Source organism: Affinirhizobium capsici, assembly GCF_977018625.1.
The window spans coordinates 2,518,385-2,543,682 of the sequence record NZ_CDRNXD010000004.1 but is presented as its reverse complement, the minus strand read 5'-3'; the positions used below and the strand labels follow the sequence as shown (position 1 = coordinate 2,543,682).

Here is a 25,298-nt window from a genome sequence, read left to right as displayed (position 1 = left end):
CAGCATGTCGCGCAAGTCTGAACCGATTTTGAGGCAGCGGCACGCTTAGATGGGATCACGGAAAGTTCAAGATGAAGAAAATCGACTTGGATGAAACAAAACCGCTGCTTCGTGCATTGACGATCCGAAAAGAAGGAGAAAAGCCATGGATGTTACGATCCTGATGACCACCTTCATCTCGGTATTTGCTGCGAGCGGAATTTTGACTGCTTATTGGTACGCCAAGTAATCAGGCGCGAAGACCGAGTAGAAGACCGGATTATTCCAAGTTCATGGATGCGGTGCTGATGCGTGCAAGAATCGCCCCCATCCCTCAAGCCGGACGACCTATGCCCCTGGTCCGGCCAGAAAGCGGCCCCGGTTGAACCGGGGTCGCTTTTTTTTGGTTCTCAATGCGCACCGGACATGTCGCCCAGCACCTGCTTGGAAGCCACAGTTGAATCGGCATTCAGTTTATAGACCATGGGAACGCCAGTCGCGAGATTGAGCTTCAGGATCTCTTCCTTCGAAAGACGATCCAGAACCATGACGAGCGAACGGAGTGAATTGCCATGTGCGGCCACCAGCACCGTCTGGCCTTTCAGGACGCGCGGCAGGATTTCCGTCAGGTAGTAAGGCCAGACGCGTGCGCCTGTATCGCGCAGGCTCTCGCCGCCCGGAGGAGGGATGTCATAGGAACGGCGCCAGATATGGACCTGCTCCTCGCCCCATTTTTGACGGGCATCATCCTTGTTCAGGCCGGAGAGATCCCCATAGTCACGCTCGTTCAGAGCAAGATCACGGATGGTTTCGAGGTTCGGCTGGCCGACCTTTTCCAGAACGATGCGGCAGGTATCCTGGGCGCGCTTCAGTTCTGAAGTGAAGGCGATATCGAACTTGATGCCGGTATCGGCAAGTGCCTGACCGCCCGCCGTTGCTTCTTGAACGCCAAGCTCGGTCAGAGCCGGGTCCTTCCAGCCGGTAAACAGGTTTTTCAGGTTCCAGTCGCTCTGGCCGTGCCGGACGAGGACGAGGGTGCCGCTCATGAGTGCCTCCAAAAAATCAGTTGATCAGTCATTGAGCCCGAGAACATCGAGCATGGTGTAGAAACCTGGCTTTTGCGGATGCGCCCAAAGAGCTGCCGCAATTGCGCCGCGTGCAAAGATGGAGCGGTCCTGAGCGCTGTGGGAAAGGGTAACCAGCTCGCCTTCTCCTGCCAGAATGACCGAGTGTTCGCCAATCACCGAGCCTCCGCGAAGGGTCGCAAAGCCGATCGTGCCGGTTTCCCGCGCGCCGGTATGTCCATCGCGAACACGCACCGAATGTTCCTTCAATGAAATGCCACGCCCCTTGGCGGCAGCTTCACCCAGCAGAAGGGCGGTGCCGGATGGCGCATCTACCTTGTGCTTATGGTGCATTTCAAGAACTTCGATATCCCAATTGGCAGGGGCAAGCGCTTTTGCCGCCTGTTCCGTCAGGACAGCCAGAAGATTAACACCGAGGCTCATATTGCCGGATTTGACCACCCGCGCATGACGGGCTGCGGCATGGATTTTCTCCTCATCCGTTTCCGAGCAGCCAGTCGTGCCCACCACATGCACGATGCGTGCCTGCGCTGCGAGACCCGCAAATTCAACCGTGCTGGCGGGAGAGGTGAAATCGATAACGCCATCGGCGTGAAGGAAGGCTTCGAGCGGGTCAGACGTAACGGGAACACCGAGAAAGCCGGCTCCAGCCAGTTCACCTGCATCTTTACCTATGAAGGCAGATCCTTCACGACCAAGTGCTGCATGAAGTTTGACACCCGGTGTTTGCTGGATCACGCGGATGATCGTTTGGCCCATGCGCCCTGCGGCGCCCACGACCACCAGCTTCATGTCATGCTCGCTCATGCGTAAATCCGGCTCCGTTAAATAAGGTCAGATTGGTGACTGCAAATTGTTGAGGCGAGCGTAGAGCCCGTCCTGACGGCGCGCAAGCTCTTCATGGCTGCCTTCTTCCGCCACACGGCCTTCCGCCATCACCACGATCTTGTCTGCCCTAACGATGGTGGAAAGGCGATGCGCAACCACAACAACCGTGCGACCGTTCATGGCTGTTTCCAGCGCCTTCTGGACCGCTGCTTCCGACTCATTGTCGAGCGCGGAGGTTGCCTCGTCGAGCAGGAGGATTGGCGCATTGCGCACGAGGGCGCGGGCAATAGAGAGACGCTGGCGCTGACCGCCGGAGAGCGTCACGCCGTTTTCGCCCACTGGCGTGTCGTAACCCATGGGCTGCGCGAGAATGAAATCATGCGCATAGGCAAGCCGTGCAGCCTCCTCCACATCGCTGTCGGTGGCTTCCGGGCGACCGTAGCGAATATTGTCGCGGATGGTACCCTCAAACAGATAGGGCTGCTGGGAGACATAGGCCAAGTGGCGACGCAGGGATGATTTCGTGACCTTGGCGATATCCTGCCCGTCAATCAGGATGGTGCCATCCGCTGGATCGTAAAAGCGCGGAATGAGGGAAATGATCGTGGACTTGCCAGCCCCGGAAGGACCAACGAGTGCCGTGGTTTTTCCGCCTTCAGCCGTAATGTTGACGCCCTTGAGGATGGGCTCCTTCGGGTTATAGCCAAAGACGACATTGCGCAGCTCGATCTCGGCCTTGGTGACGACGAGGTCCTTTGCGCCCGGATATTCTCGTTGCAGAGGTTGCAAATCCAGAAGTTCGTAGATCATCCGCGCATTCACGACTGCGCGCTCCATCTGCACCTGCAATTTGGCAAGGCGGCGAGCGGGATCATAGGCCATCAACAGTGCGGTGACGAAGGAGAAGAAAGCGCCGGGTGGCACATCATTGTAGATGGAACGGAAGGCGGCATAGGCCAGAACGCTGGCAATGGCAAAACCGGCAAAACTTTCCGTCAGCGGCGAGGTGCGTTCCGTCAGTCGCGCTATGCGGTTGGCGCGATTTTCAGCCGCATCGATGATCGTGTTCACCTTGCGGCTGAGTTCCTGCTCCATGGTGAAGGATTTGACGATGGAAATGCCCTGGATCGTCTCCTGCATGGCGCCAACGACATGGCTATTGAATTCAACCGATTCCTTGGTGGCGCTGCGCAAACGCTTCGACACGTAGCGCAAGGCCCAAAGGAGCGGCGGCGCTACGAAAAACACGATCAGCGACAGTATCCAATCCTTGCTGATCATCACGCCGATGAGCGCAATCAAGGTCAGGAAATCGCGGGCGGTGGAGGTGACGGTCAGGTTCAGAACATCACGAATGCCCATGACATTCTGGCTGATCTGGGCGGCCAGATGGGCGGAGCGTGACTCGTTGTAGAAGCCGACCGACAGCGTCATAAGATGGTCGTAAATTCGGCGCTGATAAACGGCAACGATATTGTTGCCGATTTTCGAAAGCGTCGTGGCTTCGAAATAGGACGCAAAGCCGCGAATGAGAAACGCCACGAAAATCGAGCCGCAGATGATCATGACGAGATCGGCACGCTTGTTGGCGAAGGCCTCGTTCACAACCGATTCCATGATCCAGGCGGTGAAAGCCGTGGATGCTGCCACGAGGATGAGACAGCTGATCGCAAAGACATAGCCTTTGACATGATCGCGGCCATTCTCGGCGATGATCCGCTTCAGGACGCCGGTGACGGTGCCAGAATCCATGCGAGCCTTTGTAAGTCTCTCTTTTTCGACTGCTTCCAAAAGGACTGTCCCATTTGACGGCACGGCAGAGATGCCGTTTGCGCAGGTATTAACCAGTCGCAGCGTGCTTGGCTACACAGCGCACCAGATTCGACGCGCTGTTGCCGCTCGGTGTTTCCCGGCTGCAACAGAGGCTATTTGCCAATCATGCCTGCCAGCGGCGGCCATCCATGGAAATTCCGAAGTGTTCTGGCGTGCGGGCAAAGAACGCCAGACCTGCCAGGGCAGCTTGCGGATGCGTAACGATGAAGGTTGGGATCTGCCGCATCATGGCCTGATGCGGTGCCTTGTCTTCAAAGGCGGCACGAAATTCCGGCTTTTTAAACGCAGGCAGGATCTTCTGGCTGATGCCGCCTGCGATATAAACGCCACCTTTCGCCATCAGGATAAGGGCGAGGTCGCCTGCAAGGCGGCCAAGATAGGTGACAAAAAGGGAAATCGTTTCCGCCGCCTGCGCATCGCTTTCGGAAAGTCCGTGCGAGGTGATATCCGCCGGATCGGAATATTGCGGCTCGATACCATCGGCCATGCAGATGGCACGGTAAAGATGCACAATGCCGCGCCCGCAGAGGATCTGCTCACCGGAAATGCGCCCGTCAATGGGTTCGATGTGCGGGAAGATCTGGTAATCACGGTCACTGCGCGGGCCGATATCCACATGGCCGCCTTCGCCGGGAACCGGAAACCACATGTCGCGGGCGTGGATGAGGCCAGCAACGCCAAGGCCCGTTCCCGGACCCAGCACCGCACGCGATGCCACAGGGGCTTTCGTCAACGGGCCAATGGCGACACGATCCTCTTCCGACAAAGAGGCAGCGGCGAGTGCCTGCGCCTCGAAATCGTTGATGACCAGCACATCGCGAAAGCCGAGTTCGCTGATCATCTGGCGCGGGCGGACCACCCAGTTGCAGTTCGTCAGCTGGATATCATCGCCCTGGATCGGGCCAGCAATGGCGAGAATGGCGGAATGCGGCTGGCGCGAGGTTTTATCCAGCACCTGGGTCTGGATCGCCTCGTCAATGGTCGCGAAATCCGCCGTGCGCACATTGGGGAACTGTTGTGGTTCCGCAAAGGCATCGGTCAGAATCCAGAAGCGGGCATTGGTGCCGCCAATATCGCCGATCAGGATGGGAAAGGCTGGCTTGTCGTTATGGGACGCGTGGGCCATCAAGCGCTCGTTCCTTCGCTCGGTCAGTTGAAATCGATCAGCTTTTCAGCCGTCGCGCGGTTGAGCGCCATCGGAATATCGTAAACAGTGGCGAGACGCGTCAATGCTTTCACATCCACATCATGCGGCAGTGGCGTCAAGGGATCTGTAAAGAACAACAGCATGCTGACTTCGCCCGTCGCAATCATCGCGCCGATCTGCTGGTCACCGCCCAGCGGGCCACTTTTCAGGCGAGTTACATCAAGGCCGGGACAGGTTTCCAAGACGCGCCCCCCGGTCGTGCCGGTGGCAACAATGCGGAATTGGGAAAGGGCCGCCTCATGCTGCTTGGCGAATTCCGCCATTTCGCCCTTCTTCTGATCGTGGGCGATCAAGGCTATGCAAGGCTTATCCGACATCGCAGGTCTCCCACTTGAAGCGTCAATCCGCTCGGCAAAACAGAGGTGTTTACCGAGCGGCTTTTATACGGAAGATTGGTCCCCGAAAAGAGTTTAAAACGATTTACATCGCATCTTTGACTGGTTCAGGGTCTCGCGCGAGGGGAGGGTGCGCTGTCGGGCAGGTCCGGTGCGTCATCGTCTGACATGGGAGCGAGTGCTGTTGCGGGAACAGCCTGCGGCCGTGAACCGGCAACCGCATTGGGGTTGGCTGGAGCATTGAGAAGTGCCGCGCACGCCTTTGGCAGATCGGACACCATGACTGGACGCGGCGGCTTTGGCGGCGGAGCGTTCGGGTCTTTCTTCGGCTTGGCCCAAGGCTCTTCCGTAAACCACCAGGCAAGCGATTTATCACAGCCATCGCCTGCGGCAACCGCTGCCTGTGGCTTGCAGCTGGCAAGGCCGGGCGGGCAGGTGAGGCGAATGTGGAAATGCTCATCATGGCCGTACATGGGGCGCACCTTGCCAAGGTTGGAGCGGTCGCCCGTCCAGCTTTCGCAAAGCTTCTTCTTGATGGCCGGATTGACGAAAATGCGCTCCACCTGCGGATAGCTTGCAGCCGTCATGACCAGCCGCGCGGCGGTAGGGGTGAATTTGCGGCTATCGACCGTCAGGAACTTGCTCTTGTCGAGCATGGATGTGAACGGAATCTTCTCCCGTTGCTCTGGTGTCAGGCGGGTTTGCGGCATGGGCGTAAACCACACATCCACATCCAGCCCCACCTGGTGCGAGGCGTGGCCGAATGCCATGGGACCGCCGCGAGGTTGCGACATGTCACCCACCAGAATGCCATTCCCCCAGCCAAGCTTGACCGCATCATCGGAAAGCTTTTTCAGCGTCGCCACCGTTTGTGGCATGCCCCAGTGGCGATTGCGCGACAGGCGCATGGCCTGCCAATGCGGGCCATCATCCGGTAGGGCGACAGCACCGGAAATGCAGCCCTTGGCATAGGAGCCAATCGGCGTTGGCGCGCCAACGCTCGGGGCTGTCACGGCGCCAAAGGCCTGCTTTGCCGGCTGATCTGCCATGGACGCTGTTGCTGCCAGTGAAAGCGCCAGTGCGGACAAGAGCCCGACCTTCAAGACATTCGAGAGTGATTTCATGCGCAGATAACCCGAGTTTGCCGCTTGGCCGATAAAGCCGTGCCTGTATCGCTTCTAAACTGATTTGCCCGTTTGGTGAATCGCTGCACTTCATTCTGGGACGAATGAAGGCGACCCCCGAAATTTACGTGGTTGTTGAGGCGCTTGTGATGAGGCCGGACTGTTTTTCGCCCATAATTGCCCTATGCTGATGGGCAACAACAGACAAAAACCGAGGACGAACTATATGGGTTTGGCACATCTGAGACATGGAATTCTGGCCCTTGCCGCCTGCGCATCACTGCTTTCGCCGATGTCTGTGAGCGCCCAGGAGAAAACCTGGAGCCATGCCATTTCCATTCTGGAGCCCGCCAAACTTGCCCCCGACTTCAAGCAGTTTCCCTATGTGAACGCGCAAGCGCCAAAGCAGGGCGAGCTGAAACTTTCCGGCGAAGGAACCTTCGATAGCTTCAACCCGCTGGTGGACAAGGGCAATCCGGCACTGGGCTTGACGCTTGTCTATGACACTCTCCTGAAGCAGTCGGAAGATGAAATTGGCGTAAGTTACGGCCTGCTTGCCGAGGCCATGTCTGTGCCGGAAGATCGATCCTCCGTGACGTTCCGCCTTCGGGCCGAGGCAAAATGGGCAGACGGCCAGCCGGTGACGCCGGACGATGTTGTGTTCAGTTTCAACAGCGCCAAGGCCAACAGCAATTTCCTCGCCAACTACTATCGGCATGTGATCTCTGCCGAGAAGAGCGGCGAGCGGGAGGTGACCTTCCGCTTCGATGAAAAGAACAACAAGGAATTGCCTTCCATCGTGGGCGATTTCCCGATTCTTGCGAAACACTGGTATGAGGGCAAGGACGCCAAGGGCAACCAGCGCGACATTTCCAAGGGTAGCCTTGAGCCGCTGATGGGTTCCGGCCCCTACAAGATCGCCGCATTCCAAGCGGGTTCCACCATTCGCTATGAGTTGCGCGACGAATACTGGGGCAAGGACCTGCCGGTCAACATCGGGCAGAACAACTTCAAGACCGTCTCCTACACCTACTTCGCCGACGATGATGTGCGCTTTGAGGCGTTCCGGGCAGGCAATATTGATTACCGCCAGGAAAACAGCTCCAGCCGGTGGGCTACCCGCTATGAGTTTGATGCGGTGAAGGATGGCCACATAAAACGGGAGGCGCTGCCGAACGAGTTTCGCGCCACCGGCGTGATGCAGGCCTATGTTCCAAATCTCCGCCGCGACCAGTTCAAGGATGCGCGTGTTCGCGAGGCGCTGAACTACGCCTATGACTTCGAAGACTTGAACAAGAACCTCGCCTATGGCGGGCTGAACCGGGTGGACAGTTTCTTCTGGGGAACGGAGCTTGCAGCCAAGGGTCTGCCGGAGGGCAAGGAACTTGAGATCCTGAACGGCCTCAAAGGTCAAATCCCGGAGCGCGTTTTCACGGAACCCTACAAGAACCCGGTCAACGGCGACCCGAACAAGGTGCGCGATAACCTGCGCAAGGCAGTACAACTCTTCAAGGAAGCGGGCTGGGAGCTGAAAGGCAACCGTATGGTCAACACCAAGACCGGCCAGCCGATGAGTTTCGAAATTTTGCTCAACAGTCCGTCCAGCGAGCGCACCGTTCTGCCCTATGTGGCGAGCTTGAAGAAAATTGGGGTGGACGCGAAAATTCGCACCGTCGATTCCTCCCAATATGTAAATCGCGTTCGAAGCTTCGATTATGACATGATTTTCGGCGTTTGGGCGCAGACCATGAACCCCGGCAATGAGCAGGAAGGCATGTGGGGCTCATCCTCCGCCAGCCAGCCCGGTTCTCGAAATTATGCGGGTATTGCCGATCCAGCCGTGGACCAGTTGATCAAACTGGTGACGACGGCCAAGACCCGCGAAGATCAGGTGGCGGCCGTACATGCGCTTGATCGCGTGCTTCTCGCCAATAACTTTGTGATACCGATGTTCTATTCGGGCGAAACGCGCATTGCCTATTGGGCGAAGCTGATGCACCCGGAGCGCCTGCCGGAATACGGTATTGGCTTCCCGACGATCTGGTGGTCGAAATGATCGAAAGCAGTGGTTACGCAAGCTCTATTCAAGCTGCTTGCGCCATTGTTGCCAAGAAGTGCACATAGGCCAACATGCTGATTCTGTGATTCCCCCAAGGAGCACTCGACATCTTGACCATACATGAAATGCGCTGCCTGCACGGCAGCAGCCTCGGAGCACGCTGATGGGTGCCTATATCCTTCGCCGTTTGCTGCTGATGATCCCGACCATGATCGGCATCATGGGTATTTCGTTTCTGGTGGTGCAATTTGCGCCTGGCGGGCCTGTGGAACAGGTGATTGCCCAGATCCAAGGCTCTGATAGCGGAGATCGTCTCTCTGGCAGTTCCGATGTGCAGCCGATGGGTGGCGGCGGGGAAGAGGGGCGCTATCGTGGCGCGCAGGGTCTTGACCCGGAACTGATTGCCAAGCTGGAAAAGCAGTTTGGCTTCGATAAGCCGCCGCTGACGCGTTTTCTGGAGATGATGTGGAATTATCTTCGTTTCGATTTCGGCGAAAGCTTCTTCCGTAATGCATCCGTCATGGATCTGATCATCGACAAGCTGCCGGTTTCCATGTCGCTTGGCGTCTGGATTCTGATTGCTTCCTACATGATTTCCATACCGCTTGGCATTCGCAAGGCGGTGAAGGACGGTTCTGCCTTCGACGTGTGGACGTCCGGCATCATCGTCATTGGCTATGCGGTTCCGAGCTTCCTGTTCGGCATCCTGCTGATCGTTCTTTTTGCAGGCGGCTCCTTCTTCGATTGGTTTCCGCTACGCGGCCTTGTATCTGACAACTGGTCTGAACTGCCCTGGTGGCACAAGATTGCTGATTACTTCTGGCACCTGACCCTGCCACTGATTGCGCTCTCGCTTTCCGCCTTTGCAACGACGACGCTTCTGACGAAGAACTCATTTATCGATGAGATCAAGAAGCAGTATGTGGTAACCGCCCGCGCCAAGGGGCTTTCCGAGCGGCGCGTGCTTTATGGCCATGTGTTCCGCAATGCCATGCTGATTGTGATTGCCGGTTTCCCGGCCTCGTTCATTTCCGCCTTCTTCACAGGCTCGCTGCTGATCGAGAATATCTTCTCGCTGGATGGTCTTGGCCGCCTTGGCTACCTCGCCATCATCAACCGCGATTACCCCATCGTGTTCGGCACGCTCTATATCTTCTCGCTGCTGGGTCTCGTCGTCGGGCTGGTGTCCGACCTCATCTATACCTGGATCGATCCGCGCATCGATTTTGAAAAGCGGGAGGTTTGATCATGGCCTCCGTTAATGAACGCGAAATTGTGGTGGCACCTCCGCGCCGCGGCCTGCTCTCGCCGCCCAATCTCCGTCGCTGGCAGAACTTCAAGGCCAACCGGCGCGGCTATTGGTCTTTCTGGATTTTCATGGTGCTGTTCGTGTTGTCGCTTGGTGCCGAACTCATCGCCAATGACCGGCCACTTCTCGTTTCCTACAAGGGCGAGCTTCTGGTGCCGGTGGCAGTGACCTATCCGGAAGAAAAGTTCGGAGGCTTCCTGGCGACCACCGATTACCGCTCCGACTTCATCCAGCAGGAAATTCAGGCGAATGGCTGGATGATCTGGCCGCCGGTTCGCTATTCCTATCAGACGGTGAATTCCAACATTCCGCACTCGGCACCTACAGCGCCCTTCTGGCTGATGGACAAGGCAGAGCGCTGCGCGAACTACCCGCAAAAAGAGGCGGACCCGAACTGTACGCTGGGCAATATGAACTGGCTGGGCACGGACGATCAGGCCCGCGATGTGCTGGCCCGCCTGATCTATGGCTTCCGCATCTCCGTTCTGTTCGGGCTTGCGCTCACCATTCTTTCCGCCATCATCGGCGTGACGGCGGGCGCGATACAGGGCTTTTTCGGCGGCTGGACCGATCTTCTGATGCAGCGCTTCATCGAGATCTGGTCGTCCATGCCGGTTCTCTACATTCTGCTGATCATCGCCGCCATACTGCCTCCTGGCTTCTTCGTGCTGCTGGGCATTATGCTGCTGTTTCAGTGGGTGGGTTTTGTTGGCGTGGTGCGGGCGGAATTCCTGCGGGCGCGAAACTTTGAATATGTTCGGGCAGCGCGCGCGCTTGGCGTGGGCGATTGGACCATCATGTTCCGCCACCTTTTGCCGAATGCCATGGTGGCAACGCTGACCTTCCTGCCGTTCATCCTGTCCGGCTCGATTGCCACGCTGACCTCGCTGGATTTCCTTGGGTTCGGCATGCCTCCGGGCTCGCCTTCGCTGGGCGAAATGATTGCGCAGGGCAAGAACAATTTGCAGGCACCCTGGCTTGGCCTCACCGCCTTCTTTGCCATGTCGATCATGCTGTCTCTGCTGATTTTCGTTGGCGAAGCAGTGCGCGACGCCTTTGATCCACGCAAGACCTTCCGGTGAGCCCGATGACAGAGCCTCTTCTCTCGATCCGCGACCTCTCGGTGGCATTTCATCAGGGTGGCAACGTGACCACTGCCGTGGACCGCGTTTCCTTCGATATCCGCCCTGGCGAAGTGGTGGCGCTGGTGGGCGAATCCGGTTCCGGCAAATCCGTGACCGCCAATTCCATCCTGAAGCTTTTGCCCTATCCGGCGGCCAGCCACCCATCCGGCCAGATCATGTTTGGCGGTCGTGACCTTCTCAAGGCATCCGATGCCGAACTGCGGCAGGTGCGCGGCAACGACATCACCATGATCTTTCAGGAGCCGATGACCTCGCTGAACCCGCTGCACTCCATTGAGCGGCAGGTGAGTGAAATTCTGGAGCTGCACCAGTCACTGGTGGGGGAGGCGGCAAGACGGCGCGTTATTGAACTGCTGACGCAGGTTGGCATTCGCGAACCGGAAAAGCGGCTGAAAGCCTATCCGCATGAGCTTTCCGGTGGGCAGCGGCAGCGCGTGATGATTGCCATGGCGCTGGCCAACCGACCCAAGCTATTGATTGCCGATGAGCCGACGACAGCGCTTGATGTGACCGTGCAGGCGCAGATTCTGGAGCTTTTGAAGAAGCTCCAGCAGGATCATGGCATGTCCATTCTGTTCATTACCCATGATCTGGGCATTGTTCGCCGCTTTGCGGACCGGGTCTGTGTGATGACCAAAGGCAAGATCGTTGAGCATGGCACGGTTGAGGATGTGTTCGAGCGGCCCGCGCATGAATATACGCGCCACCTTCTGGCCTCTGAACCGAGAGGTGAACCACCGCCCGCCGACCCCACCCGCCCCGTGGTGATGGAGGGAAAGGACATTCGCGTTTGGTTCCCGATCAAGGCGGGCTTCCTGCGGCGTGTGGTGGATCATGTGAAAGCGGTGGACGGGATCGATGTGACGCTGCGGGCCGGGGAGACGGTGGGCATTGTGGGCGAATCCGGTTCTGGCAAGACAACGCTGGGTCTGGCACTGGCAAGGCTGATTTCCAGCAAGGGGCGCATCGGTTTCATCGGCAAGGACATCAACGCCTACAGCTTCAAGGAAATGCGGCCCCTGCGCGACCGTTTGCAGGTGGTGTTTCAGGATCCATTCGGTTCTCTCAGCCCCCGAATGTCGGTCAGCGATATTATTGCTGAAGGCTTGCGCGTGCATCAGCCGCAGCTTTCTTCCGCAGAGCGGGACCGGCAGGTTGCCGCCTCTCTGGAAGAAGTGGGGCTTGATCCGGCCACCCGCTGGCGGTTTCCGCATGAGTTTTCTGGCGGGCAAAGACAGCGCATTGCCATTGCCCGCGCCATGGTGCTGAAGCCGCGCTTCGTGATGCTGGATGAGCCAACCTCGGCGCTGGATATGACCGTACAGGCGCAAGTGGTGGATCTCCTGCGGGATCTTCAACGCAAGCATGATCTTGCCTACCTCTTCATCAGCCACGACCTGAAAGTGGTGAAGGCTCTTGCCAACCACATGATCGTCATGCGCGCCGGCAAGGTGATGGAGGAGGGGCCTTCCGCTGATATTTTTGCCAATCCGAAGAATGAATATACGCGTGCGCTCATGGCTGCTGCTTTCAACATGAAGGCAGTGCGCAGCGAAATCATCGCGCAGTAGGGATGAAGGGATCTTAAATTAGAGATTTCGGAACAATCGCAAGATTGTTCCGTTGCATCCTCGAATACGCACACTGCGCATTGGAGGAGATTTGAAATGAATACGCTGGATCGTAATCACACAGACCCGCCTGCCCATTTGCAAGACCCGAACTTTACCCGCAGCGCGACCCGTCCGGTTGAGCAACCGCTCAGCGGCACAGAAGCGCGTCAGGGAGCCAAGGGCGTTCCTGTTTTCATGGTGCTGGTAGCCGGGCTGATTTTGGCGATGATCGCCTGGGGAGCCGTTGAATGGTATGGCCAGTCAACAGAGCCACCTGCAGCGCAGACGACAAAGCCACCGGCTGGCGATACAACTCCCGCTAACCCGAATGCGCCACCGCCGTCGAACCCTTGAATCAAACCATATCAATCGATTTGATGGGTTCATGACTGGACAAGGCAGGCGGTTTTTTCGATAAAAGCCGCCGAGGCCGCCGCCGGATGCCTCATTTCTCAATGCAGGCAGCGCCCTCTTTTGGTGCGCCGGGCGAAGGCAGACATGACGACCAAGACAGATATTGCCAAGCGCGTCTACAATCACACCTGGAAGCTCGATCCCATCGTTCGCAGTTTGATCGATACGGATTTCTACAAACTTCTGATGCTCCAGATGATCTGGAAGCTTTATCCGGATGTTGATGTTACTTTCTCGCTGATCAACCGCACAAAGCGCGTTCGTCTTGCAGATGAGATCGATGAGCACGAGCTGCGCGAACAGCTGGATCATGCTCGCACGCTACGGCTCTCAAAAAAAGAAATGATCTGGCTGGCGGGTAACAGCTTTTATGGCAAATCCCAGATCTTCGAACCTGAGTTTCTTGCTTTCCTCGCCAATTATCAATTGCCGGAATACGAGCTTTCCAAGCGCGATGGCCAATACGAACTGACGTTTCATGGTCGCTGGATCGATACCACCATGTGGGAAATTCCGGCACTCGCCATTATCAACGAGTTGCGCTCCAGAGCGGCAATCCGCTCCCTCGGGCTGTTCACACTCGATGTTCTCTATGCCCGCGCCAAAGCACGCATGTGGGAGAAGGTGGAGCGGCTGCGCGATCTTCCGGGGCTTCGCATTTCCGACTTCGGCACGCGTCGGCGTCACAGCTTTTTGTGGCAGCGTTGGTGTGTTGAAGCCTTGAAGGAAGGCATTGGCCCGGCCTTCACCGGCACCAGCAATGTGCTTCTGGCCATGGATTCCGACCTGGAAGCTGTTGGCACGAACGCCCATGAATTGCCGATGGTGCTGGCGGCGCTCGCCAATAATGATGCGGAATTGAGTGCAGCGCCCTATCAGGTGTTGAAGGATTGGAACCAGCTTTACGGCGGCAATCTTCTCATCGTCTTGCCAGATGCCTATGGCACTGCATCCTTCCTGCGCAATGCGCCGGAATGGGTGGCGGATTGGACAGGCTTTCGCCCGGATAGCGCACCACCGATCGAAGGCGGCGAGAAAATCATCGACTGGTGGAAAAAGATGGGCCGCGATCCGCGCCAGAAGCTTCTCATCTTCTCTGACGGGCTGGATGTGGATGCGATCATCGACACCTACAAGCATTTCGAAGGTCGGGTTCGCATGTCGTTCGGCTGGGGAACCAATCTTACCAATGATTTTGCTGGATGTGCGCCGAAGGATATCGACGGGCTAAAGCCGATCTCGATTGTGTGCAAAGTCAGCGAGGCCAATGGCCGTCCAGCCGTGAAGCTTTCCGATAATCCTCTGAAGGCGACCGGTGATCCGAAAGAGGTGGAACGTTACCTGCGCTTCTTCGGTCAGGAAGATCTGGTCGAACAGGCAATTTTCGTCTGATATGCATAAAAAAACGGGCCTGATGAGAGGCCCGTTTTCCGTTCCGGTAACAGAACTTATTCGATGATCTGCACGACCTTGTGAGTGCGTGGCTCAACGATGACGCGCTGATCGTTGACGATTGCATAGGCGTAGTCACGATGCTCCGGAACCGGCGTCAGAACGACAGTTTCTGGCAGCGCTTCACCGACCACGACCTTACGCTCGACAACGACCGGGGCAGGAGCCGGTTGCTCGCGAACATAGGTCACAACTTCGCTTGGTGGCGGATCAATGGCTGTGCCCAGAGCCGCACCAGCAATACCGCCCACGGCAGCGCCAACCGGGCCACCAACAATCGCACCTGTCACTGCGCCACCGGCTGCGCCGCTGACTGTGCTCTGCTGCGCAGAAGCGGCACCGGCAAGACCGATCGCAAGAGCCGCAGTTGCGGCAAGAAGAATGTTACGCATGGCTGTTTCCTCATTTTTGTTATCGATGGCGCAATAACCCAAATCCCCTTCATCTCGTTCCGCTTGAACAGACACGAAGCGTGACAATTTTTAACAATATGAGAAAACACTAACTTTAAAACACATGTTTACAAAATAAACAAATGTTGTATGAAGGGCCGTTCAATGAGGACTGCCTGATGAGCGAACTTGCGCCGCAAGAAGCGGCTGTCTTGAAAATGGTGCAGGAAAATCCGTTTGTCGGGCAGCAGGACATTGCCGATGCCTTGGGGCTGGCGCGTTCCACAGTTGCCGCGCATATCATGTCACTCGTGCAGAAAGGTTTCATCCTTGGGCGCGGTTACGTTTTGCCGGAAGCCTCGCGGGCAGTCTGCATGGGCGGAGCGGTATTTGACCGGAAATATCGCGCCCGCCAGGCACTGGTACCAGAAACATCAAACCCAGTGGATGGCATGCGCAGCTTTGGCGGCGTGGCCCGTAATGTGGCTGAAAATCTCGCTCTGCTTGGCGTATCCACCAGCTTCATCTCCATGGTTGGCAGTGATGAGACGGCGGCAGCGCTTTTGGCGCATCTTCGTCAATGCGGCATTGATGTGAGCCAGGTGGCGACCTCCGCCGAGAAACCCACGGCGGAATATGCGGCTATTCTGGATGAGAAGGGCGATCTCGTGATGGGGCTTGCGGATATGGGGATCTTCGATCTCTTCCGCCCCGAGCAACTGGATCGCGTCTGGCCGCATCTTGCCTCTGCAAGTCTCGTCTTTTGCGATTGTAACATGCCGCAGGAAACGCTGCGGCTCTTGATCGAGCGCCGCCGCGACGCACGGTTCCGTCTCGCTTTCGATGCGGTTTCCACCCACAAGGTCATGCGCCTGCCGGATGACCTGCGCGGGGTCGATTACCTGTTCATGAACCTCGATGAAGCCAATGCGCTGTTGAAGCGTCAGAGCAAAGGCCCTTTCGATCAGACCGAGGCTGCTGCCTTTGCCCTCATTGAGGCGGGTGTTGCCCATGCAATTGTGACGCGCGGCCCGCAGGGTGTGGTAGTGGCGGATGCGCAAGGCGTACAGCATGTTGAGGCTGTCACAGCGCATCCGGTGGAAATGACCGGAGCGGGCGATGCGATGATTGCTGGAACATTAAGCCGCCTGCTGGCCGGTGAAACTGCCGCAGATGCGGCCCGGATCGGCGCACTGCTTGGTGCACTGACCACGGAAAGCGCTGCCAGCGTTCACCCGGAACTTTCTCCCCGCTTCGTGGAAGCGAACATGCACCGGCTGAAGCCGGTGGAAAGGATGTGAAACATGAGCCTGTTGAAACCAAAGCTGAGCCGCGAAGTGGCCGATGCGCTGGCTACTGGTGGCCCCGTCGTGGCGCTGGAATCCACCATCATCACCCATGGCATGCCTTACCCGGCCAATCTGGAAACGGCGCTGGCGGTTGAGGATGTTGTGCGCCAGAACGGTGCCGTGCCAGCAACCATTGCCGTGATCGATGGCGAATTGCGGGCTGGCCTTGAGCGCTCGGAGCTGGAAGCACTGGCGCAGGCCAAGGGCGTGGTGAAGGCTTCCGGTCGCGATCTGGCGGTTGCCATGGTGCGCAAGGCTTCTGCTGGCACCACCGTTTCCGCCACCATGCTGATGGCGGATCTGGCAGGCATCGATATCTTCGCAACTGGCGGCGTGGGCGGTGTTCATCGCGGCGCGGAACAGAGCTTTGATATTTCCGCCGACCTGACAGAGCTTGGCCGCACAAAGACGGCTGTTGTGTGCGCGGGCGTGAAATCCATTCTCGATATTGCCAAGACGCTGGAATATCTCGAAACGCAGCGCGTTCCGGTGATTGCCTATGGCACGGATGAGTTTCCGGCTTTCTTCACCCGCACGAGCGGCTTCAAGGCAGATCACCGCCTGGATTCAGCGGAAGACATTGCCAGCGCCATGCACATGCACCACCAGTTGGGCACTGGCACGGGCTTGCTGATTGCTAACCCGATCCCGCAAGAAGCAGCGCTTTCCAATGATTTCATCGATGGCACGATTGCAGATGCAGTGCGGGAAGCGGAAGAGCGCAGCATTGGCCGCAAGGAACTGACGCCTTTCCTGCTGGCGCGGATCAACGAGCTTTCCAAGGGCGAGAGCCTGAAGGCCAATATCGCGCTGGTGAAGAACAATGCGGCACTCGCGGCCCGTATGGCCGTTGCCTATTCGGCGCTGAAGAAGAAGTAAGCCAAAAAGCGGCAGGCGGCATTGCCGCCTGCCTGTTATCTCAAGCCGGAAGACGCGCTAAGCGCTCCGTCAGCAGCGCATAGAAACCATCCGCATCCACGCCGCGCATGAAGGTGGCGTTCTTCGGGCGGTCGGTTACGCCCCACCAATCGGCAACTGTCATGCCCTTGGTCAAAGCGGAGTCTGCTTCGATTTCGACATTGCAGAGGCGACCCGAATAAAGCTCCGGCTTCAGCAGGTAGGCGATCACGTTCGGATCATGCAGTGGTCCGCCATCCGTTCCGTATTTCTGCTCATCGAAGCGCTCGAAAAATTCCAGCCAGCCCACGACAGCCTCAGAAAGTGGCGTGCCGAGCGCCTTGATGGCCTCAACCCGGCTGGCGGTTGTCAAGGTCTGGTGCGTGACATCAAGCGGCATCATCACAATCGGTGCGCCACAGGCAAAGACGATCTTGGCTGCCGCCGGATCGACAAAAATATTGAATTCCGCCGCAGGTGTAACATTGCCGCCTTCGAACAGGCCGCCGCCCATCAGCACGATTTGCTGAATGCGCTCTGCAATCTTCGGCTCGCGCTTCAGCGCCGTGCCAAGATTGGTCAAAGGCCCAAGCGTGCAGAGGGTGACAGTGTCCGGTTCATTGTTCATCACGGTTTCGATGATGAAATCGACACCATGCTGCGCCTGAACCGGCATTGTAGGCTCCGGCAGGTCCGCACCATCCATGCCCGTTGCGCCATGCACATATTCTGCTGTGAACAGCGTGCCTTCCATCGGTCCTTCGCAACCGGCAAACACCTTCACGTCAGAGCGTCCGGCCAGTTCGCACACCTTGCGAATGTTCTTCGATGTCAGCGTGACCGGCACATTGCCAGCGGCGGCCGTAATGCCGAGAACCTGCAATTCCGGACTGCCAAGCGCCAGAAGAATGGCCAGAGCATCATCCTGGCCTGGGTCTGTGTCGATAATGATCTTCTGCGGCATAGCTCGTCTCTCGGTCTCGCATTCGTCTTGATAAGAATGAAGCGATGGATGTGCCACGCCAAACGCCTTGCGACAAGCGGCCAAATGGCTTGCGGCGCACGCAGGCAGAGAACCAATCCTCTCCTCATGCGTAATGAGTGACAAATGGAGGCATTCATGAGCGAGAGCATGTCGGTTTCAGAACGAGTGAGCGAGGGCAAGATTGCCTGGATTACCGGCGCAAGCTCCGGCATTGGCCGTGCGGTTGCGCTACGGCTGGCACGCGATGGCTTCCGCGTGGCGGTGAGCGCACGAAGCACTGAGAAGCTGGATGAACTAGTAGCGGAAATGCCGGACCGCCTGTTTGCCTTCCCCCTCGACGTGACAGATCTTGCTGCCTCAAAAGCGGTGGTCGAGGTCATTCGTTCGAGACTCGGCCCCATTGATCTCGCGATCTTTTCCGCAGGAAGCTACAAGCGCGACAGCGTTCGCCGATTTGACAGCACGGCGCTCAGCGAAACCATGAACCTCAACGTGGTGGGAACCGCACATACGTTGGAAGCGGTGATGCCGGATATGATTGCCCGCCGAAGTGGCGAAATCTGTGTGGTGGCATCAGTCGCCGGTTATGTGGGCCTGCCCGGCGGCGGCTTTTACGGCGCTACCAAGGCGGCGCTCAACAATCTTTGCGAAGCGCTGTACCCGGAACTGGAGCGCGAAGGCGTGCGACTTCGCGTGATCAACCCCGGCTTTGTCGATACCCCGCTGACCAAGAAGAACGATTTCCCCATGCCCTTCCTCATATCAGTGGAAGAGGCCGCAGAAGCCATCGTCAACGGACTCAAAACCTCCCGCTACGAGATCATCTTTCCGTGGAAGATGGCAGTGGCGATCAAGCTGTTGCACGCGCTTCCGAGGAGGATGCAGTTTGCGTTGACTCGGAAGATGTTGCGGAAGCGGTAAAGGCGCAAGGGGAGGCCTTATCGCACCTTCTGATCAACTACACCTCACTGCCACCCAAATGGGCTTTTCATTCCTCCTGCACTTTGGATTGTGCAAGTTTATCAAGTTGCCGACTGTCCTTGTGGTGTCGAAGCACCCGGAATGCCCAGTTGCTGCATCATGACGGACGCGGTGTTATAGCAGTGGAATGAGATGACCTTCCCATTTTTGATGTGGAAGACGTCGCAGCAGGGAACATCGATTGTTTTCCCGGTTGCGGGGATTGTTCCACCGGGCGTCACCAAAGCCCCTTGGTGCGTACCTTGGATGGCGAGCTCAACAACGATAACATCGTTCATTTCATAAATATCGAAGATTTCCCGGTGAACATCCGGAAACGCATCGGCCATACCGCTTGCGACCATAGCGATCTCTTCGCCGCGAAATTCCTGCCCCGTCGGAACGTTGCGAACGTAGCTGTCATCCGAAAAGCAGGACACGAATTTCTTGAGATCCAGGGTCAGGCCTTCTGCGGCTGCATAAAGCTCTCTGATCAATTGGGTAGGGCTGCTCATGGGCAAATTCCTCTTGCTGTTTCCGTTGCCTGCGAGAGTGAAGCAGCAGACTAGGGATTTACATAAGCAGGCAATTACTTCAGAGGTAGAACCTACAAAAAGGTAAGTGTAAGATTTTTATGGTTAAGAGTGATACGCCTTGCGGATTGGACGTTTCGCTGGCGGTCGTCGGCGGTAAATGGAAACCACTGATCTTGTACCATGTACAGGGTGGCCCGACACGTTTTTCAGAGTTGAAGCGACGCGTTGAAGGTATCAGCGAGAAGGTTTTAATTCAGCAATTACGCGACCTGGTCTCACTGAACGTTGTTGTTCGACGAGACCATAAGCGCGTACCACCAGTTGTGGACTATGAACTAACACCTTTCGGTAAGACGCTTGTGGAAGCCCTCGTTCCGCTGTGCGACTGGGGCAATGAGAACCGCTCGAAAGTCATGGAGATGCTAGCGTCAGCGCCGAAAGTTGACTGCTGACGCTTCATTGCATCGAAGCGCATGCCGCAGATTGCTCTACAAGATCCCAACTCACCCCTTCGCTAACCTGAACTGCGCCACATCGATGCGGCCCGTGCGGAAGCCGACGGCGCAGTAGTGCAGGTAATAGTGCCACATGCGGTAGAAGCGCTCATCGAAGCCTTGGGGCAGGATGCGGGGCCAGGCGCTCTGGAAGGCGCGGTCCCAGAGGAGGAGAGTCTTTTCGTAATCGCGTCCGAAGCGGAAGCAATCCTGCATCTTCAGCTTCGCCTTTTCGGCAATTTCGCCGAAATTGGTGATGGTGGGCAACATGCCGCCGGGAAAGATATAAGTCTGGATGAAATCCGCGTGGCGGCGGTAATGTTCGAAGCGGCTTTCATCGATGGTGATGACCTGGATCATCGCTTCGCCACCCGGCACCAGAAGCTCGCGCACCTGTTCGAAATAGATCGGCCAATGTTCTTCGCCTACGGCTTCGAACATTTCGATGGAGACGATCTTGGTGAACTGACCGCGCACATCGCGGTAGTCTTCCAGCCGGATTTCGCCCTTTTCCGAAAGGCCGGCATCGGCCAGGCGCTTGGTGGCAAAGGCGGCCTGTTCCTTCGAGAGAGTGAGGCCCGTCACCCGGCAGCCGGTTTCGCGGAGGGCCTGTTCCATGAAGCCGCCCCAGCCGCAGCCGATTTCCAGCACATGATCATCCGGCTTGATGTTCAGGTCACGAATGATGCGGGCGTATTTCTCGTGCTGTGCTTCCTCCAGCGTTACATCTTCGCGGCGGAAGATGGCGGAGGAATAGGTCATCGAGGGATCGAGCCAGAGGCGGTAGAAATCATTGCCCAGATCGTAATGGAAAGAAATATTGCGACGGCTTCCGGCCTTGGAATTGCGGCGCAGGCGGTGGCGTAGATGGGCAAGGCGGGCCATCAGCGCCATGGGCTTGGCAAGTTTTGCCCAATCCCTTTCATTAGCCAAGGCAAGATCGAGAACGGAATTGAGATCAGGCGTCGTCCAATCTCCATCCATATAGGCGCGGGCAAAGCCAAGCCCGCCGCCAGAGATGATGCGGCGAAGCGCGCGCGGATTGTTGAAGCAGATGGTGGCGCTGTGGGAGGAGGAGGAGTTTCCGAAGCGGTATTCACGCCCGCTCGGGAAGATCACGGTAAGACGGCCCTGTCTGGTGCGCTCCAGCATACGGCAGAGCATCCGCTCCCAAAACGGTCTGCGTTCGGTGATGAAAGCTGGATCTCCGTGTCCTGCATGCGTCATGATGCAATCCTCCACTCAAACAGACGGTTCTACAGAGCTTGTTACGCGGCTGGCCGCAGGCTTGTGCCGAAAGATCGGCACGCCTTTCAGCCAAAGGCGCAACGCCTCCCAATGAATGCCCGCCATGACCTTCATGGTCATCAACGGGTAGGTGATGAATGCGCGGGCAAGCACTCTATCCGTCAGGTCGCTCCGGCTGCCCACGAAGCTTGCAAAAAGCAGATCCCCCTCCTGGTCCCGCTCGTTGATTGCCACCTTCACCTTGCTCTGAGGTGGCAGAATATCGAATTCGTAAGTGCAGTCCATGGGCACGAAGGGCGAGACATACATGGCTTTGGCGCAGGCGTGGCGAATGGCGCCGCCCGCGGAAGTTTCCGCTGGAATGATGTAGGTATGGCGCTCGTTGAAGGTGTTGCAAACCTCATAGAGCAGGGCGATCAGCTGCCCATCAGCATCCTCGCAGAAGTAGACAGTGAGTGGATTGAACACATAGCCAAAAATGCGCGGATAGCAGAGCACGCGAATACGTGCCGGATGCGCCGCAATGCCCGCTTCGCCCAAGTGATTTTCCACCCAGGAACGAAGACCTTTTTCCTCGCCGGTGCCATGGTCCTTGTCGTAGAAGCTGAACAGAGCGCGGCGGTTGTGGCCGAAGAGTTTCAGGCGGCTGGAAAGGGTTTCCAGCTCATCCAGATCCAGCAGCAGCGAAAACACGCTGTAGCGCAACCGATGCTGTTTCGGTCGGTGACGGGCATGGACCACCGTGCCGAAATATATGGCTGATTGGAGCATCATTCCGCCGCCGCCAGCAATGAGCCGGTGAAGATGCGGCCGGATTCGTTTTCAACCTGCCAGGGGCGACGCGTACCAGTGGCTGCTTCAGCAGCGGCAAGGCCTGCCTGAAGGCCGTCTTCGTGGAAGCCGCTGCCAAAATGCGCACCGCAGAAAAAGGTGTTTCGACGGCCTTGCAGCTCCCAGACATCGCGCTGCGCATTCATGGCCGCCATATCAAATAGCGGATGGCTGTAATTGTAGGAGGCAATGATCTTGTCCTCGCGAATGGTGCGGCAAGCATTCAGCGTCACGAACATATCATGTCGGGGTTCCAGATCCTGCAGACGGTTCATCCAATAGGTCACGCAAAGCGGTGCACCCTCGCGATCCTTTTTGCCACCAATATAATTCCAGCTGGACCAGACATTGTGGCGCTTCGGCATCAGGCATTCGTCCGTGTGCAGCACAGCCACATTATCCGTATAGCGGAAAGAGCCAAGAATACGCCGCTCGATAGGGTCTGCATCCGCCAGCATGGCGAGCGCATCATTGGCGTGCGTGGCGATGATCACGTCATCGAAACGATCCGCATGGCCGGATCGGTCTGTCACGATGACGCCGTTCGCCATGCGCTCAATGCGGGCAACCGGCGAGGACAGTCGTATTTCGCCCGCGAAATCTGTCGCGATGCGCGCGACATATTCGCGGCTTCCGCCGGTGACTGTGCGCCAGCGAGGACGGCCTTTGAGGAGGATCAGGCCGTGGTGAACAAAGAAGCGGATGAAGGCGTGTAGCGGATAGGCGCGCATATCCACGGTCGTCATCGACCAGATGGCAGCACCCATGGGCAAGAGATGATCTTGAATAAAGGCGTCGGAATAATTCTCGCGCTCCAGATATTCGCCCAGCGTCAACTGCTCCAGATCGCGGCGGTGCATCAGCCCTTCTGCCTCCTTGTAAAAGCGAAGGACGTCTGAGAGCATTTTCCAGAAGCGCGGGCGCAGCACGTTTGTCTTTTGCCCAAGGATGCCCTTTAACCCGGTGCCGGAATATTCAAAGCGGCCATCGTCGATGGAGGCGGCAAAGCTCATGTCCGAGGCCTGGGTCTGAACGCCCAGATGCTCAAACATTGCCACGAGGTTTGGATAGTTTTTATCGTTGAAAACGATGAAGCCCGTATCGACTGGAATATCGCCATAGGGCGTTGGGGCGATGGCCGTATTGGAATGCCCGCCTAGCCTGTTCTCCGCTTCATAGAGAACGACCCGGTTGGAATGCGCCGCCAGCCAAGCGGCGGAAAGACCGCTGATGCCGGAGCCGATGACAGCGATACGACGATTTCCTGCCGAGGATGAAACCATTTTCAATTTCCATTGTTTACCTATGCTTTGCCTATACGCGGGGCAGCAAAAAACGGATCGTTTTTAAAATTTCTTTTCTCTGCTGATCCGCCTTCGCGTCCACGGCGTAATTCCCTGCATGAGCTTGACTGTTTCCATCTCGGCAAGGACGTGCCACAACGAAAAACTAGCGGCGGTAAAGCCGCGTGCACGCGTTCAGCATGGCCAGCGGATGAAACGGACTGATTTACATTCGACGGATCGAGACCTCACCACGACTGACCTCTCACGGCTGCTGCAAAAGGTGGGCCAGGACAGGGATGTCGACGCCTTCGAGGTGTTGTTCCGCTACTATGGGCCACGCGTTCGTTCCTTCATGTCGATGAAGACCCGCGATACGCAGCTCGCGGAAGAACTGATGCAGGAAACCATGACAGCCGTCTGGAACAAGGCGGTCCAATTCGATCCTGCCAGAGGCAATGTCTCGGCCTGGATTTTCACGATTGCCCGCAACCAGCGGATTGATGCGTTTCGCCGCAAACGACCTGTGTTTGATGAAAACGATCCGGCATTCGTGAAGGATGACGTTCCGCCTGCCGATGTGGAGATGGAAGGACGCCAGGACGCCGAACTGTTGCGCAAGGCAATGGACACGTTACCGCCGGAACAGCTGGATGTTCTCAAGCGGGCATTTTTTGAAGAAGCCTCACATTCGCAGATTGCTGAAGACATGGGCATACCACTCGGAACCGTAAAATCGCGCATTCGCCTTGCTTTTGAGAAACTGCGCACATCGCTGGAGGCTTTACGATGAGTGTGAAGCATCAAGTGAGCGACGAGCTTCTGCTGGATTATGCATCCGGCAACCTTTCCGAAGGCTGGAGCCTGGCGATTGCGACGCATTTGGCGCTTTGCCCACAGGCACGGCGACGCCTGGATGCCATAGAAGGTGCCGCCGGCGCTCTGTTCGACAAGATGAATGGTGCAGGCTCGGTAACGGATTCAGATTGGGAGCGCATGAAGGCGCGTCTGCATGGTGAAACGCCGCAAACCGTTTCCCGCCCTCCTATCGTTGCGTCAGAAGGTATTATCCCGGAACCGCTGCGTTCCTATGTGGGCGGCGATACCTCCAGCCTGAAGTGGAAGGCGCTTGGTCGCGGGGCCTACCAGATTCGCATTGATACCGCTGATCCTCAAACACAGGTCCGGCTCTTGCGTATTCCGGCGGGCAAGCCGGTGCCGGAACATACGCATGACGGGCGCGAATTGACGCTTGTGCTGGCAGGCAGCTTCCACGACGGCGAAGACCTGTTTGCGCGTGGGGATCTGGAGGAGGCAGACGGCAGTCTCCTTCATACGCCAACGGCAACAGAAGGCGAAGACTGTATCTGTCTTGCGGTCACCGAGGCACCACTCAAATTCTCCAGTTGGATCGTTCGCATGATCCAGCCGATCCTGAAAATCTGATGAATTAGAAAGGGGCGACGCAATGTCGCCCTTTCGCTTGGTGCGAGAGGAAAGCTCCCATGTTCGTTTATCTTGTTGCTTATCTCGCAACCGCGGCCGTGTTCTTCGGCCTCGATTTTATCTGGCTCGGCAAAGTTGCAACCACATTCTATCGCAGCCAGTTGGGCGACATGATGCGCGACAGACCGGATTTTGTCGCAGCAGGCATTTTCTACCTCATCTATGTCGCCGGCCTCGTTTATTTTGCGGTGCAGCCTTATCTCTCCGGTGGCAGCATAGGCCAAGCCTTTTTGGCTGGCGCAATCCTCGGCCTGATTGCTTACGGCACCTATGACATCACCAACCTTTCGACATTAAAAAATTGGCCGCTTGCCATGAGTCTCGTGGATATGGCCTGGGGGACGGTCTTGAGCGGAACTGCAGCGGCGCTCGGCTTGCTCATCACGCGGAAATTTATCGGCTAATTCAAGTTTGGAACATTCCAGCAGGACTCC

Annotated in this window: 25 protein-coding genes; 13 read left to right on the top strand and 12 right to left on the bottom strand. The window is 57.2% G+C overall.

The genetic code is table 11. The features are described from left to right. Positions 1–389 precede the first annotated feature (389 nt). The 6 genes from AC0JZ1_RS15595 to mepA form a co-directional block, all read right to left on the bottom strand. Complete coding sequence (locus AC0JZ1_RS15595; protein WP_471883238.1) at positions 390–1,025, bottom strand: 2,3-bisphosphoglycerate-dependent phosphoglycerate mutase; 636 nt, start codon at positions 1,023–1,025, stop codon at positions 390–392. Positions 1,026–1,049: 24 nt separating this feature from the next. Next, positions 1,050–1,871 carry a 4-hydroxy-tetrahydrodipicolinate reductase gene (gene dapB / locus AC0JZ1_RS15590; protein WP_471883237.1) on the bottom strand — a complete coding sequence of 274 codons (822 nt, stop codon included), beginning with the start codon at positions 1,869–1,871 and terminating at the stop codon, positions 1,050–1,052. A gap of 27 nt (positions 1,872–1,898) precedes the next feature. Next, positions 1,899–3,644, bottom strand: coding sequence for an ABC transporter ATP-binding protein (locus AC0JZ1_RS15585; protein WP_471883236.1), 1,746 nt, complete (start codon positions 3,642–3,644; stop codon positions 1,899–1,901). Between the two features lie 184 nt (positions 3,645–3,828). After that, positions 3,829–4,851, bottom strand: a complete 1,023-nt coding sequence (locus tag AC0JZ1_RS15580) for a glucokinase (protein ID WP_471883235.1) — start codon at positions 4,849–4,851, stop codon at positions 3,829–3,831. A 23-nt stretch (positions 4,852–4,874) separates the two neighbouring features. Beyond that, the gene (locus AC0JZ1_RS15575) at positions 4,875–5,249 is read right to left on the bottom strand and encodes a methylglyoxal synthase (protein WP_471883234.1); all 375 of its coding nucleotides are present in this window, start codon (positions 5,247–5,249) and stop codon (positions 4,875–4,877) included. A 125-nt stretch (positions 5,250–5,374) separates the two neighbouring features. Then, positions 5,375–6,391, bottom strand: coding sequence for a penicillin-insensitive murein endopeptidase (gene mepA, locus AC0JZ1_RS15570; RefSeq protein ID WP_471883233.1), 1,017 nt, complete (start codon positions 6,389–6,391; stop codon positions 5,375–5,377). Between the two features lie 226 nt (positions 6,392–6,617). Here mepA and AC0JZ1_RS15565 point away from each other — a divergent pair, with 226 nt between their 5' ends. The 6 genes from AC0JZ1_RS15565 (at position 6,618) to pncB (ending at position 14,323) form a co-directional block, all read left to right on the top strand. Beyond that, positions 6,618–8,447, top strand: coding sequence for an extracellular solute-binding protein (locus AC0JZ1_RS15565; RefSeq protein WP_471883232.1), 1,830 nt, complete (start codon positions 6,618–6,620; stop codon positions 8,445–8,447). A 166-nt stretch (positions 8,448–8,613) separates the two neighbouring features. After that, on the top strand, positions 8,614–9,696 hold the full coding sequence (locus AC0JZ1_RS15560; protein WP_471883231.1) for a microcin C ABC transporter permease YejB: 1,083 nt from the start codon (positions 8,614–8,616) through the stop codon (positions 9,694–9,696). 2 nt (positions 9,697–9,698) lie between these two features. Continuing rightward, positions 9,699–10,841: an ABC transporter permease gene (locus tag AC0JZ1_RS15555; RefSeq protein WP_471883230.1), complete on the top strand. Its 1,143-nt coding sequence runs from the start codon at positions 9,699–9,701 to the stop codon at positions 10,839–10,841. Continuing rightward, the gene (locus tag AC0JZ1_RS15550; RefSeq protein WP_471883229.1) at positions 10,838–12,475 is read left to right on the top strand and encodes an ABC transporter ATP-binding protein; all 1,638 of its coding nucleotides are present in this window, start codon (positions 10,838–10,840) and stop codon (positions 12,473–12,475) included. Before AC0JZ1_RS15555 ends, AC0JZ1_RS15550 begins: the two co-directional genes overlap by 4 nt. Positions 12,476–12,571: 96 nt before the next feature. Beyond that, positions 12,572–12,871: a hypothetical protein gene (locus tag AC0JZ1_RS15545; protein WP_471883228.1), complete on the top strand. Its 300-nt coding sequence runs from the start codon at positions 12,572–12,574 to the stop codon at positions 12,869–12,871. A 144-nt stretch (positions 12,872–13,015) separates the two neighbouring features. Then, positions 13,016–14,323, top strand: coding sequence for a nicotinate phosphoribosyltransferase (gene pncB / locus AC0JZ1_RS15540; protein ID WP_471883227.1), 1,308 nt, complete (start codon positions 13,016–13,018; stop codon positions 14,321–14,323). 56 nt (positions 14,324–14,379) lie between these two features. Here the strand turns inward: pncB and AC0JZ1_RS15535 are convergent, their stop codons facing one another. Then, the gene (locus AC0JZ1_RS15535) at positions 14,380–14,775 is read right to left on the bottom strand and encodes a DUF1236 domain-containing protein (RefSeq protein ID WP_471883226.1); all 396 of its coding nucleotides are present in this window, start codon (positions 14,773–14,775) and stop codon (positions 14,380–14,382) included. Positions 14,776–14,954: 179 nt separating this feature from the next. Here AC0JZ1_RS15535 and AC0JZ1_RS15530 point away from each other — a divergent pair, with 179 nt between their 5' ends. Continuing rightward, positions 14,955–16,076, top strand: a complete 1,122-nt coding sequence (locus AC0JZ1_RS15530; protein ID WP_471883225.1) for a carbohydrate kinase — start codon at positions 14,955–14,957, stop codon at positions 16,074–16,076. Between the two features lie 3 nt (positions 16,077–16,079). Then, on the top strand, positions 16,080–17,003 hold the full coding sequence (locus AC0JZ1_RS15525) for a pseudouridine-5'-phosphate glycosidase (RefSeq protein ID WP_471883224.1): 924 nt from the start codon (positions 16,080–16,082) through the stop codon (positions 17,001–17,003). Positions 17,004–17,043: 40 nt separating this feature from the next. On the opposite strand, the gene AC0JZ1_RS15520 is transcribed toward AC0JZ1_RS15525, so the two are convergent. After that, on the bottom strand, positions 17,044–17,985 hold the full coding sequence (locus tag AC0JZ1_RS15520; RefSeq protein ID WP_471883223.1) for a nucleoside hydrolase: 942 nt from the start codon (positions 17,983–17,985) through the stop codon (positions 17,044–17,046). A gap of 156 nt (positions 17,986–18,141) precedes the next feature. Between AC0JZ1_RS15520 and AC0JZ1_RS15515 the strand changes: the two genes are divergently transcribed. Beyond that, the gene (locus AC0JZ1_RS15515) at positions 18,142–18,927 is read left to right on the top strand and encodes an SDR family NAD(P)-dependent oxidoreductase (RefSeq protein WP_471883222.1); all 786 of its coding nucleotides are present in this window, start codon (positions 18,142–18,144) and stop codon (positions 18,925–18,927) included. Positions 18,928–19,028: 101 nt separating this feature from the next. Here the strand turns inward: AC0JZ1_RS15515 and AC0JZ1_RS15510 are convergent, their stop codons facing one another. Further along, positions 19,029–19,481, bottom strand: coding sequence for an ester cyclase (locus AC0JZ1_RS15510; protein WP_471883221.1), 453 nt, complete (start codon positions 19,479–19,481; stop codon positions 19,029–19,031). Positions 19,482–19,600: 119 nt separating this feature from the next. On the opposite strand from AC0JZ1_RS15510, the gene AC0JZ1_RS15505 reads away from it, so the two are divergent. Further along, positions 19,601–19,954: a winged helix-turn-helix transcriptional regulator gene (locus tag AC0JZ1_RS15505; protein WP_471883220.1), complete on the top strand. Its 354-nt coding sequence runs from the start codon at positions 19,601–19,603 to the stop codon at positions 19,952–19,954. A gap of 51 nt (positions 19,955–20,005) precedes the next feature. Here AC0JZ1_RS15505 and AC0JZ1_RS15500 read toward each other — a convergent pair whose 3' ends face one another. Genes AC0JZ1_RS15500 through AC0JZ1_RS15490 form a run of 3 tightly spaced genes read right to left on the bottom strand, consistent with a single transcriptional unit; the run spans position 20,006 to position 23,358 of the window. Beyond that, on the bottom strand, positions 20,006–21,223 hold the full coding sequence (locus AC0JZ1_RS15500) for a class I SAM-dependent methyltransferase (RefSeq protein ID WP_471883219.1): 1,218 nt from the start codon (positions 21,221–21,223) through the stop codon (positions 20,006–20,008). A 15-nt stretch (positions 21,224–21,238) separates the two neighbouring features. Beyond that, positions 21,239–22,018: a DUF1365 domain-containing protein gene (locus AC0JZ1_RS15495; RefSeq protein WP_471883218.1), complete on the bottom strand. Its 780-nt coding sequence runs from the start codon at positions 22,016–22,018 to the stop codon at positions 21,239–21,241. Further along, positions 22,015–23,358: an NAD(P)/FAD-dependent oxidoreductase gene (locus tag AC0JZ1_RS15490; RefSeq protein ID WP_471883217.1), complete on the bottom strand. Its 1,344-nt coding sequence runs from the start codon at positions 23,356–23,358 to the stop codon at positions 22,015–22,017. The genes AC0JZ1_RS15495 and AC0JZ1_RS15490 overlap by 4 nt, the downstream gene beginning before the upstream one ends. A 211-nt stretch (positions 23,359–23,569) precedes the next feature. Between AC0JZ1_RS15490 and AC0JZ1_RS15485 the strand changes: the two genes are divergently transcribed. Genes AC0JZ1_RS15485 through AC0JZ1_RS15475 form a run of 3 tightly spaced genes read left to right on the top strand, consistent with a single transcriptional unit; the run spans position 23,570 to position 25,268 of the window. Further along, entirely contained in the window at positions 23,570–24,151 is a 582-nt protein-coding gene (locus AC0JZ1_RS15485; protein WP_471883216.1) for a sigma-70 family RNA polymerase sigma factor, read from the top strand. Further along, the gene (locus AC0JZ1_RS15480) at positions 24,148–24,804 is read left to right on the top strand and encodes a ChrR family anti-sigma-E factor (RefSeq protein WP_471883215.1); all 657 of its coding nucleotides are present in this window, start codon (positions 24,148–24,150) and stop codon (positions 24,802–24,804) included. Before AC0JZ1_RS15485 ends, AC0JZ1_RS15480 begins: the two co-directional genes overlap by 4 nt. A 59-nt stretch (positions 24,805–24,863) precedes the next feature. Beyond that, a complete protein-coding gene (locus tag AC0JZ1_RS15475) occupies positions 24,864–25,268 on the top strand; it encodes a DUF2177 family protein (protein ID WP_471883214.1) in 405 nt (134 codons plus the stop codon). The last annotated feature ends 30 nt before the right edge of the window (positions 25,269–25,298 follow it).